Genomic DNA, 11,227 nt, shown 5'->3' with positions numbered 1-11,227 from the left:
CCATCAACACGGTCTCGACATCGCCCAGCGCGAGCTGCTGCTCGGCCATATGGTCAAGCAGCCCGTGCACCGCCGCTTCGCGCAGTTCCGGCAGCGTGCCCCTGACGCCCAGGCGCGGCGCGGTGTCCATCGCCTGCGGCGCGCTGCTGGGCAGGAACAGGTGGTCCGCGGAAATCTGCCCGCCATTGCTGGCCAGGATCACGCCGCGCTCGATCACGTTTTCCAGTTCGCGGACGTTGCCCGGCCAGTCGTAGCGCCTGAGTTCCGCCAACGCGCGGTCGGTGATGCCGACGATCTTCTTGCCGTGGCGCGCGCCGTAGCGGGCAATGAAGCGCTCTACCAGCAGGCGGATATCGTCGAGGCGCTCGCGCAGCGGCGGGATGGTGACGGGATAGACGTTGAGCCGGTAGTACAGGTCCTTGCGGAAAGTCCCCTGCTTCACGGCTTCGGCCAGGTCTACGTTGGTGGCGGCCACCAGCCGTACGTCCACCTTGCGCGGCTCGGCGCCGCCCACCCGCTCCACCTCGCCTTCCTGCAGCACCCGCAGCAGCTTGGACTGCGCCGACGCCGACAACTCGCCCAGTTCGTCCAGGAACAGCGTGCCGCCATGCGCCCGCTCGAAGCGGCCGGGGCGCGACTGGTGGGCGCCGGTGAAGGCGCCCTTCTCCACGCCGAACAGCTCGGCTTCGATCAGTTCATCGGGGATCGCCGCGCAATTGACGGCGATGAAAGGCTTGTCGGCCCGCGCGCTGACCGCGTGCAGCGCTTGCGCGAAGCGCTCTTTGCCGACGCCGGTCTCGCCCAGCAGCAGCACCGTGACATGGCTTGCGGCGGCGCGCTGCAACAGGCCCCAGGCAGCGCGGAACCCGGGCGCGCTGCCCACCAGATCGGCGGGCTTGCCGTTGTTGCGCTGCAGGGCGCGCAGGTGCTCGACCTCGCTTTGCAGCTCCAGGATGGTCTCGATCACCGGGTCGGGCTGGTAGAGCTTTAGCACCTCGGCACCGTCCTCCCACGCTTCCAGCGGCTTGCCGACGATGCGGCAGTGATCGTGGCCGCAGGCGATGCACTCCACCTCGCGGTAGAGGATGGTGCGGCCCATCAGGGCCGAGGTATAGCCCGTGGCGTAGCCGATCTGCATCCAGCAGGCCGGCTCATCGACGATGCCGAACAACTGGCGGTGGACATCGCCTTCGAAGGAGTCTTCCCACAGGAATTCGCCGTCGTAGATGCCGGCGGCGATGTCGATATCCACCTTCACCGGGGTCACGCGCACCACGCCTTCGATGGTGTGCAGGCAGGGCCCGATCTCCAGCAGGCCGAAGTCGCTGTCGCCGGGGCGCAGCTTCTTCGCCAGTTCCGCGTCGCGCATGCCGGAATGGAAGCCCATGCGCATGAACAAGCCCCGCGCGCGCTCCATGCCCATGGTATCCACCAATTCCTTGCGCAACGCGCCCAGCGCGCCGGTGTGGATCAGGATCATGCGCTGCTCGTCCAGCCAGATGGAGCCCTCCTCCATGGCAAAGCGCAGGCGCCGCGCGAGATTGGCCAGGCCATCGCGCATGGTGGCCGAAAACTTGTCGGTTGAACTGCTCATTGTCTCCTCTCTTGGCGGCCTCGAAATCTTGGCGCGCGCGTGCTTTTTCTGGCACTGTATGCACATTATGTGCCATCGGCGCCCTCCGCCCGCGGCAGACGCCTGTCGCGCAGGCGAAATGTCGCCTATGCTTCCTTTACAGGATTCCCCTGCGCTTTCGCACTGCACCACAGACCATGGAAAAAACCGCATTTGTCTTCGCCGGCGGCGGCAGCCTCGGCGCCGTCGAGGCCGGCATGCTGCGCGAGCTGGTGGCGTGGGGCATCAAGCCCGACTTCGTCGTCGGTGCCTCCGCTGGCGCCATCAACGGCGCCTACTATGCCTGCAACCCGCACGTGGCCGGCACTACCCAGCTGGAAACGCTCTGGCGCGGCTTGCGCCGCGCCGAGGTCATGCCGTGGTCGTGGCGCAGCCTGTTCGGCATGTTGCGCGGGCAGCGCGCCCATCTGGTCGACTCCGCCGCCCTGAAGCGCCTGCTGTCCCGCCATTTCGGCGACATGCCGCTGGAGCGCGCCGAACTGCCGCTATATGTAGTCGCCACCGACATGCAGACCGGCGCGGAGGTAGTGCTGTCCTCCGGCAGCCTGGTCCAGTCGGTGCTGGCCAGCGCCGCCATCCCCGGGGTGTTCCCGCCGGTGGCACTGGGCGGGCGGCAACTGATCGACGGCGGCGTGGCCAATAACACGCCGGTCTCCACCGCCATCCGCCTGGGCGCCACGCGCGTGGTGGTGCTGCCCGCGGGCTTTGCCTGCGCGGCGCGGCGCGAACCGCGCGGCCCCATCGACCATGCCTTCAATGCGCTGTCGCTGCTGGTCGCGCGCCAGCTGGTACAGGACCTGGAGCGCTGGGCGGACCACGCGCATATCTCGGTCGTCCCGCCCTTGTGCCCGCTCGACGTCTCTCCGTACGACTACACGCAGTGCGGCACGCTCATCGACCGCGCGGCCGCCGCCACGCTGGCATGGCTCAACGCCGACGGGCTCAGCAGCCGGCATATCCCCGGCGCGCTGCACCCGCATTCGCACGACGAAGCCAACCCGAGTTGCGACTTCGATCCGAACCAGGCGGCGCAGCACGAGCACGGCCAGCACAAGTCCCACGCCGGCCACACCCACGCTTCCGCCTCGCCGTAAGCCGGCTTCCGCATTGGCAAATTGCGTGCACGGCAAATCCCGCGAATGATGCGGGATCTCTACTTCCCGGATGGCAGGCACATGAGCGCAATTCTCGAAGGCATCAAGGTACTCGACCTGACGCGCGTGGTGGCGGGCCCATGGGCCACGCAGAACCTGGCCGACATGGGCGCCACCGTCTACAAGATCGAGAAACCCGGCGACGGCGACGACACCCGCAAGATGGGCCCGTTCCTCACCGACGCGCAAGGCGCGGCCACCAACGACTCCGCCTTCTACCTCGCCTGCAACCGCGGCAAGCAATCGCTCACCATCGATATCTCCAGGCCCGAAGGCGCCGAACTGGTACGGCAACTGGCCGCGCGCTGCGATGTGGTGGTGGAGAATTACAAGGCCGGCAGCCTGAAGAAATACGGGCTCGACTATGAGTCCATCCGCGCGCTGCGCCCCGATGTGATCTATTGCTCAGTCACCGGCTTCGGCCCCGACGGCCCCTACGCCGCCCGCCCGGCCTACGACTTCATCCTGCAGGGCATGGCCGGACTGATGAGCACCTGCGGCCAGCCGGACGGCACCCCCGGCGGCGAGCCGATGCGCACCGCCATCCCCATCACCGACATCCTCACCGGCCTCTACGCCACCGTCGCCCTGATGGGCGCGCTCTATCACCGCCAGGCCACCGGCGAAGGCCAGTACATTGACGCCGCCATGCTCGATGCCTCGGTGGCGGTCAATGGCCACCTGGCGCTGGGCTACCAGATGACCGGCAAGCTGCCCCGGCGCGCCGGCAACACCAACCCGGTGGCCGCGCCCTCCGAAGTGTTCGCGTGCCGCGACGGGCACCTGATCATCGCCTCCGGCAACAACGGGCAGTTTGCCGCGCTGTGCAAGCTGCTTGGCTGTCCGGAACTCGCCGCCGATCCGCGCTTCGCGCAGAACGTCGACCGGGTCGCCAACCGGGAGACCTTGCGCGAAGCGATTGCCGCGCGTGTTGCCGGGCGGGGTTCGGCTGAATTGCTGGATACGCTCGAGCGTGCCGGCGTGCCTGGCGGGCCCATCAATGAGCTCGACGAGGTGTTCGAAGATGCGCAGGTCAGGCATCGCGGGTTGCTGGTGCGGTTGCCGCATGGGCGGGGGGTAGATGCGCCCAGCTTGCGCAGTCCGCTGCGGTTTTCGGCCACGCCGGTGGAAATGCGGTGCCCGCCTATGCTGGGGGAACATACGGAGGGGGCCCTTCGCGCTGAGTTGGGGCTCGGCGAGGCTGAGTTGGGAGGGTTGAGGGAAAGGGGGATTTTGTAGAGAGACTGGTACACCCTGACGGCCCGCTTCGCATCACGTGGGCGGGGAGGCCCTGGCGGGCCTACCCGCCCACGTGGCGGGTGCCTAGCCTTACTTCGGCTGCGCCACTACCCGCAGGTACGGTTTGAGCGTCTTGAATCCTTGCGGGTACTTCTTCTTTGCGTCTTCGTCGGATACGGAGGTGGGGATGATCACATCGTCGCCCGGCTTCCAGTTGACCGGCGTGGCTACCGTGTGTTTTGCGTTGAGCTGCAGGGAATCCAGCAGGCGCAGCACTTCGTCGAAATTGCGGCCCGCGCTCATCGGGTAAACCAGCATTGCCTTGACCTTCTTGTCGGGCCCGATGAGGAAGACCGAGCGCACCGTGGCGTTGTCCACGGCAGTGCGCGGGCCACCACTTGCGTTCGGGTGAATCATGTCGTAGAGCTTGGCGACCGTGAGGTYGACGTCGCCGATCATGGGATAGTTGACAGCGTGGCCCTGCGTTTCCGCGATGTCCTTGACCCAGTTCTGGTGGTCACTGACGGGGTCCACGCTGAGCCCGATGATCTTGGTATTGCGCCGGTCGAATTCCGGCTTGAGGCCGGCCATATAACCCAGTTCGGTAGTACAGACCGGCGTAAAGTCCTTGGGATGGGAGAACAGGATTGCCCATTTGTCCCCGATCCATTCGTGGAAATTTATCTTGCCTTCCGTGGTATCTGCCGTGAAATCGGGGGCTTCGTCACCGATGCGAATCGACATATTCAGTCTCCATGTGATGGGTGGGTGCAAATCTGCGGAAGGCCGACGATAGCGGCTGCATCCCGACGCTACGCTGAGCGTTGCAGGCGTCTAGCCCAGTATAGTGGGCCGTGACGAGAACAAGTATGGAAACAAGCGGCGCAAACGCTGCTCCGGCACAAGGACGCTAGGCGTACTCCCGGATCAGGTCGCGGACCACGGGATACACCTCGGTCCGCCACAATTGCCCGGAGAACAGCTCATAGTGGCCGCACTGCGCCGCCGTGAGCTGCCGCCTGTGGCGCGGCGCGATGCCGCTGCACAAGTCTTGCGCCGCGTGGGTCTGGCCGCGGCCGGAGATGTCGTCCCGCCCGCCCTCCACGGTGAGCAGGCCGATATCGCGCATGTCCCGGGGACGCACGGCGTGGCCCTGCACGCTCCAGTTGCCGCGGGCTAGCCGGAACTCCTGGAACACGATGCGGATGGTATCCAGGTAGAACTCCGCCGCTATGTCGAGCACCGAGTTGTACTCATCGCAAATGCGCCGGTGCGCCGGCGCGTGCTCGGCATCGCGGTGCACCAGGTCAAGGTAGTAGTCCCATTGCGCACCGACCATGCGCGCCGGATGTGCCATCACCAGGCCGGCATGCTGCAGGAAGCTGGGGTACACCTTGCGGCCCGCACCAGCATAGCGGGCCGGCACCGTGCAGATCAGGTTGCTCTCGAACCACGCCAGCGGCTGGCGGGCTGCCAGGCGGTCCACGGCGGTCGGGTTGCGGCGGGCGTCGATCGGGCCGCCCATCAGCACCAGGCTTCTTGGCACCGGCTCGCCTGCGCTGGCCAGCAGCGATGTCGCCGCCAGTGCCGGCACGGTTGCCTGGCAGACGGCAAGCACGTGCAGGCGCTGCCCGCCGATATGCCGGATGAACGCCTGTATCTCGCCGACGCAGTCGTCCAGGCGGAACGGCCCCTCGGCCGCGGGCACGTGACGCGCATCGCGCCAGTCCGTCACATAGACTTCATGAGCGGGCAGCAGCATTTCAACGACTTCTCGCAGCAGCACGGCGTGATGGCCGGCCAGCGGCGCGCACACCAGCACCGCCGGCCGGCGCTCCGGCGCGGCGGCTGCCTCGTGGGCAAAACGCAGCAGCCGGCAAAATGGCCGTTCCAGCACGACCTGCTCGTCCACTGCCGCGACGCGGCCATCCGCGTCGTACGCGGTGACGCCGAAGGCGGGCTTCCCATAGGTCTTGCCCAGCCGGTAGAGATACTCATAGCCCGCAGCAAAGCAAGACGCCCCAGGGACATGGGCGAACGGGCTGCCGGGGTCAGTGAATGCGTTCGTGGCCTGCGCCGCCCACGCTGTCCACGGCTCGATCAGCGAACGCTGGTACTCGATGAACTTGTACAGCATAGGGGGCTGTCAGGAAGAATGCGCTGGAAAGGCTTTCAATATATGCCGGACCGGCGCGGGACACCAACCGCGCGCTTCACCGGCCCATCAGCCAGAGGATGAATGATGCGGCGGCACTGACGAGCAGAGACGTCGCAATCGGAAGGACAAGGTGAAAGTGATGACGATGGATGACGATATCCCCCGGCAAATGGCCGAGGCCAAGGCCGATCCCGAGCCCGTAAAACCGTGGCCAGAGGAGTCCGGCTGCCAACAGGATCAGGACGATGAGAATCAGCTTGCGCGGCATGACTGGCCTCCGCAATGGTTGGTGCACGCTATCGGTGCTGGCTGGCGTATCGTGGGACGGTGCCGCTGATGGGAGGAGAAGGCGCGGTGGCAGGCAAAGGACCCGCAGGCGAAACACTGGCCGTTCCGGGAAGAGGACGGTGCGGCCGGTCATCCTTGCGCCGCGGGCAAGGGGCGGCCCGAGGCAACGAGGCTGCCGCAGAGAAGCAAACAGCACACGGTGACGCAATTCGCCCGGCGTCCTGCCCGGCATCCGACAGGGCCACGCGCTCTTCCTCGCTATCAGGGTCAGGCAGGCCTCAACTCTTCCTCGCCGTCTTCGCAACGAACGGTGTCGGCATGTGCTGGACCGTTTCGCTGCCGCACTTAGGGCAAGGCGGATGGGCCGTCGCGTGTTCCGCGAGATGTTCCGCGTGGTCGAAAACCTGACCGCACTTCTCGCAACGATACTGATAGGTGGGCATGACGCGCCTCCAACCTGTATGGTGCCGGACTCGCTGCCGCTGGTCTGCCAGCGACTTCCGGCAACCTGGGATTTCATTCTAGGACACCGTGCTGGGCAAAACACGGCCTGTCGTTTCGCATGACCGGTACCGCATCAGGCACCCCGGCTTCACATCGCGCTCCTTGCGTGCTTATTATGGAAACATGCGCATGCTTGCTTGCGGCATGACCACGATCGTCGCTCGATCGTCGCTCAGGAGCAGACCATGAAAAAGCCACACAAGGTCGATTCCGGCAAGACGCGGCGAACCGGATTCCCCGATCGTCCGCGACCGGAGCGCCGTCTTCCCGGCATGCCGGATTCCGCCGGAGCCGAAGACTTGTGGGAGAACATCGACGAGACCATTGACGCATTCGCCGGGCAGACGGCAGAACCGATCGATTTCCGCCATGGCCACGAACCGGACGAGGATGACGCACCGGAAGAAGGCATGGACGAGATCACTCGCGCCGCCGAGAGTATTCCCGCGGACACCCCCGCGGACCGCGCGGACCATAGCGCGCAGCGCGAAGAGCACCCGCCTGCGCCGCCCAGCATTGATGACGTGCTTGACAAGGACCTGATTCCCGATCCGGCCGAGGATGCGCCGCACGTCGGCAAGCCGCGCAAGCGCTGAGGGCCACGGCGTTGACGCTTGTGCTATCTTGGAAAAGTGCTGCGTTCATGATTGGAGGAACGCAAGATGTCAGTAATCGCACCGGACGAAAAGGCGGAATTCGTCGCCATCCTGCACCGCCACCGGCTTGACGAAGCAGACTTCCTGCTTCAGGAAGCCGGCACGTCGGATGTCGTTGACGAGGTCTATCCGCTGCAGGGCCATGTCACCATCGTTCGCAAGTCGACGCTCAAGGAGCGGGGCTACCGGATCGGGCATGGCACCGCATGGACCATCGAATTCGAGAAAGACCTGACGCGGGGTTCGTTCGGGTGAGCGGGACCGGAGGCAACCGCGCCCCCTCGAACAAGCAGCCGGTCCTGCGCGCGCCGGCCAACGCGGAAGACCTGCGCGCCATGGGATTGGGTACCTCACCCCGATGGACTCGTCCCCGGAAACGGAGCACGCCATGACTTCAGGCGGATTCGAATCGTTCAAGTCCCACTTGTCCATGTTGCTGCGCGACCTGCCGGCGGGAACCACCGCGGACCTGACCGACGTGGCCGTGGCGTACTGGGACGGTACGTGCATCGTGGGCACCTACCTGCGCGATGGCGGACGGCTGGACGAGGCGTTCGACTTTGACGAGAACGCGTGGGAGAACTGGCACGACGAGTTTGTTGGCTGGCTGGCCGCGCCGACCTTCACGGAACGCGATGAACTGCGGACACGCCTGTCGCGCGCGGTCCGGCACGCCGACGATCCCGCAGGCCCGGACACCAGCGGCGCCTCTCAGGGCTGGCTTCAGGTAGCGTACCGCCAGCAACGCTGAAAGGCCGGCGCCCGCCGCCCGGCACTCCCGCGGGGCGGGCGGCCTCGCCTTTTGCCTCCTCATTTACAATGCGCGAAGTTTTTCGCCTTCTAAATCAGGCTCGGCATCTAACAAGCGAGGTCTTCATGATCATCAAACCGCGCGTGCGTGGCTTTATCTGCGTTACCACCCACCCCACAGGCTGCGAAGCCAACGTCAGGGAACAGATCGACTACGTCACGGCAAAAGGCCCCATCGCCGGCGGCCCGAAGAAAGTGCTGGTGATCGGCGCGTCGACCGGATACGGTCTCGCAGCCCGGATCACCGCCGCATTCGGTGCCGGCGCCGATACGCTCGGTGTCTTCTTCGAACGTCCCGGCACCGACAGCAAGCCGGGCACGGCCGGCTGGTACAACACCGCGGCCTTCCACCGGTTTGCCGCCGACAAAGGGCTGTACGCGAAGGGCATCAATGGCGATGCCTTCTCCGACGAGATCAAGCAGAAGACGATCGATACCATCAAGCGCGATCTCGGCCAGGTCGACCTGGTGATCTACAGCCTCGCCTCGCCGAAACGGACGCACCCGAAGACCGGCGAAGTGTTCAACTCGACGCTGAAGCCGGTTGGCAAGGCGGTCAGCCTGCGCGGCCTCGACACCGACAAGGAAGTGGTCAGGGAGACCATCCTGGAGCCCGCGACGCAAAGCGAGATCGACAACACCGTGGCCGTGATGGGTGGCGAAGACTGGCAGATGTGGATCGACGCGCTACAGGCTGCGGGCGTGCTGGCCGACGGCGCGAAGACAACCGCCTTCACCTACCTGGGCGAGAAGATCACGCACGACATCTACTGGAACGGTTCCATCGGCGCCGCCAAGAAGGACCTGGACCAAAAGGTGCTTGGCCTGCGCGACAAGCTGGCCGCCAGGGGTGGCGACGCGCGCGTCTCGGTGCTGAAGGCCGTGGTCACGCAGGCAAGTTCCGCCATCCCCATGATGCCGCTGTACCTGTCGCTGCTGTTCAAGGTCATGAAGGAACAGGGCACGCATGAAGGCTGCATCGAGCAGGTCTACGGGCTCTACAAGGACAGCCTGTACGGCGATGCGCCGTGCCTGGACCAGGAAGGCCGCCTGCGCGCCGACTACAAGGAACTCGACGCGGAGGTGCAGTCCCGTGTCCAGCAACTCTGGCCCCAGGTCACCAGCGACAACATCTACGCGCTGACGGACTTCACCGGCTACAAGAAGGAATTCCTGCGCCTGTTCGGATTCGAGATGGACGGAGTGGATTACGAGGCCGACGTGAATCCCGACGTGCCAATGCCTGGCCTGGTCTGAGGACTGAAGACTCAGGCCTGAATCACCCGGGGAGCGCCACGCTCCTGCAACAAGGAGCGAAACATGACGATTGTCGGGATGAACCACTTCACGGTACTGACCGCCGCGCTGGAAGACACCGTCCGGTTCTACACCGAGGTGCTTGGCTTCGAAACCGGTGCCCGTCCGCCGTTTGCCTTCCCCGGGGCCTGGCTCTATGCCGCCGGCGCGCCCATCATTCATCTCGTCGCGGTCGATGCACTGCCGGCACCGGCCGCGGGCGTGCTGGATCACATGGCCTTCAGCGCCACGGACCTCCGGCACGTCACCAGCCACCTGCGGCGCCGGGGCATTCCGTTCCACCTCGGTCGGCAGGCGGGCTCCGGCGTCTGGCAGTTGTTCCTGCACGATCCCAACGGCGCGAAGATCGAACTGGATTTCGATCCGCTGGAACCGCAGCCGCCGGAGATGTGATCCGGATCTGGTTACTCCACCTTGATCCCGCCCTTCCTGACCACGCCGGCCCATCTCACCGCTTCATCCTTGATGAATGCCTGGAACTGGTCCGGTGTCCCGCCAACCGGATCGATCCCATATTCGATCAGCCGCGCCTTGATGTCCGGCTGGTGCAACACCGCATCCATTTCGCCCGACAGCTTGTCCAGCACCACCTTTGGCGTCTTTGCCGGCGCCAGCAGCCCGATCCAGCTGCTGGCCGTGACCGCCGGATAGCCCGCCTCCGCCATCGTTGGCACATCGGGCGCAGCCGGCCAGCGCGAGGGACTGGTAATCGCCAGGGCCTTGAGCTTTCCGGCTTTCACCTGCGGCATCATGGTCTGCACGGAATCGAAGATCATCGCCACCTGCCCGGAGAACAGATCGGGCAACGCCGGCGACACGCCCTTGTAAGGCACATGGGTCATCCTCATGCCGACGGCCTGCGAGAACAGCTCGCCGGCCAGGTGCGCGCCGGAGCCGTTGCCGCTGGAGGCAAAGGTCATCTTGTCCGGATGCGCCTTGCCCCAGCTCACCAGTTCCTTCACGCTGCCGGGCGGCAACTGCGCGCTTGAGACCAGCAGCAGCGGGATGCGGCCGATCTGGCTGACGCCGGTCAGGTCCCTGACGGGGTCGAAGCTCATCTTGGGATAGAGGCTGGGATTGATGGAATGGGCGGCCACCACCACCAGCAGCGAGTAACCATCGGGCGCGGACTTGGCCACGTTGTCGGAGCCGATCATGCCGTTGGCGCCGGGGCGGTTTTCCACCACCACGGGCTGGCCCAGGCGTTCGGCCAGCTTCTGCATGACAAGGCGTGTCACCGCGTCGGACACGCCACCCGGCGTGTAGGGCACCACTACGCGCAATGGCTTGGACGGGTAAGGCGCATCGGCGCGTGCCGCGCCGGCGATGCCGCATGCCAGTGCCGCGGCCATCAGGCACGCTGTTAACCGCGGGCCGCGGGGCCGGTTCGTTATCGTGGTTCTTTTCATGTCTCCTCCGTCAGGATGGCATCGGCGCGCCTGGACCTGGCGGCCGACGTTATGCAATG

General features: G+C 65.7%; 13 protein-coding genes. 7 read left to right on the top strand and 6 right to left on the bottom strand.

What is annotated here, in order from left to right:
- Positions 1–1,594: phenol degradation transcriptional regulator PoxR (gene poxR, locus AC1DN0_RS31745; RefSeq protein ID WP_477146280.1), on the bottom strand; the 1,594-nt coding region annotated here is incomplete at its 3' end.
- A 176-nt stretch (positions 1,595–1,770) separates the two neighbouring features.
- On the opposite strand from poxR, the gene AC1DN0_RS31740 reads away from it, so the two are divergent.
- Together AC1DN0_RS31740 and AC1DN0_RS31735 are read left to right on the top strand one after the other, a co-directional pair.
- The gene (locus AC1DN0_RS31740) at positions 1,771–2,727 is read left to right on the top strand and encodes a patatin-like phospholipase family protein (protein WP_441629383.1); all 957 of its coding nucleotides are present in this window, start codon (positions 1,771–1,773) and stop codon (positions 2,725–2,727) included.
- Positions 2,728–2,808: 81 nt separating this feature from the next.
- Positions 2,809–4,026, top strand: a complete 1,218-nt coding sequence (locus AC1DN0_RS31735; protein WP_441629384.1) for a CaiB/BaiF CoA transferase family protein — start codon at positions 2,809–2,811, stop codon at positions 4,024–4,026.
- Positions 4,027–4,116: 90 nt separating this feature from the next.
- Here the strand turns inward: AC1DN0_RS31735 and AC1DN0_RS31730 are convergent, their stop codons facing one another.
- The 4 genes from AC1DN0_RS31730 to AC1DN0_RS31715 form a co-directional block, all read right to left on the bottom strand.
- Positions 4,117–4,770 carry a peroxiredoxin gene (locus AC1DN0_RS31730; RefSeq protein ID WP_477146279.1) on the bottom strand — a complete coding sequence of 218 codons (654 nt, stop codon included), beginning with the start codon at positions 4,768–4,770 and terminating at the stop codon, positions 4,117–4,119.
- 166 nt (positions 4,771–4,936) lie between these two features.
- On the bottom strand, positions 4,937–6,163 hold the full coding sequence (gene phaZ / locus AC1DN0_RS31725) for a polyhydroxyalkanoate depolymerase (protein ID WP_441629385.1): 1,227 nt from the start codon (positions 6,161–6,163) through the stop codon (positions 4,937–4,939).
- Positions 6,164–6,239: 76 nt separating this feature from the next.
- Entirely contained in the window at positions 6,240–6,452 is a 213-nt protein-coding gene (locus AC1DN0_RS31720) for a DUF2905 family protein (protein ID WP_441629386.1), read from the bottom strand.
- Between the two features lie 298 nt (positions 6,453–6,750).
- Positions 6,751–6,915, bottom strand: a complete 165-nt coding sequence (locus AC1DN0_RS31715; RefSeq protein WP_035810592.1) for an FmdB family zinc ribbon protein — start codon at positions 6,913–6,915, stop codon at positions 6,751–6,753.
- Between the two features lie 246 nt (positions 6,916–7,161).
- Between AC1DN0_RS31715 and AC1DN0_RS31710 the strand changes: the two genes are divergently transcribed.
- The 5 genes from AC1DN0_RS31710 (at position 7,162) to AC1DN0_RS31690 (ending at position 10,152) form a co-directional block, all read left to right on the top strand.
- Entirely contained in the window at positions 7,162–7,572 is a 411-nt protein-coding gene (locus AC1DN0_RS31710; RefSeq protein WP_441629387.1) for a hypothetical protein, read from the top strand.
- Positions 7,573–7,638: 66 nt separating this feature from the next.
- Positions 7,639–7,887, top strand: a complete 249-nt coding sequence (locus tag AC1DN0_RS31705; protein ID WP_441629388.1) for a hypothetical protein — start codon at positions 7,639–7,641, stop codon at positions 7,885–7,887.
- 133 nt (positions 7,888–8,020) lie between these two features.
- Positions 8,021–8,383, top strand: coding sequence for a hypothetical protein (locus AC1DN0_RS31700; protein WP_441629389.1), 363 nt, complete (start codon positions 8,021–8,023; stop codon positions 8,381–8,383).
- A gap of 125 nt (positions 8,384–8,508) precedes the next feature.
- Positions 8,509–9,699, top strand: coding sequence for an enoyl-ACP reductase FabV (gene fabV / locus AC1DN0_RS31695; protein WP_441629390.1), 1,191 nt, complete (start codon positions 8,509–8,511; stop codon positions 9,697–9,699).
- A gap of 63 nt (positions 9,700–9,762) precedes the next feature.
- Positions 9,763–10,152 carry a VOC family protein gene (locus AC1DN0_RS31690; protein WP_045243024.1) on the top strand — a complete coding sequence of 130 codons (390 nt, stop codon included), beginning with the start codon at positions 9,763–9,765 and terminating at the stop codon, positions 10,150–10,152.
- An 11-nt stretch (positions 10,153–10,163) separates the two neighbouring features.
- Here AC1DN0_RS31690 and AC1DN0_RS31685 read toward each other — a convergent pair whose 3' ends face one another.
- Positions 10,164–11,168, bottom strand: coding sequence for a tripartite tricarboxylate transporter substrate binding protein (locus AC1DN0_RS31685; protein WP_441629391.1), 1,005 nt, complete (start codon positions 11,166–11,168; stop codon positions 10,164–10,166).
- Positions 11,169–11,227: the final 59 nt, after the last annotated feature.

Source organism: Cupriavidus sp. 05N39, assembly GCF_056397325.1.
The sequence above is the reverse complement of the archived record's forward strand: the minus strand, read 5'-3'. Positions and strand labels throughout refer to the sequence as shown.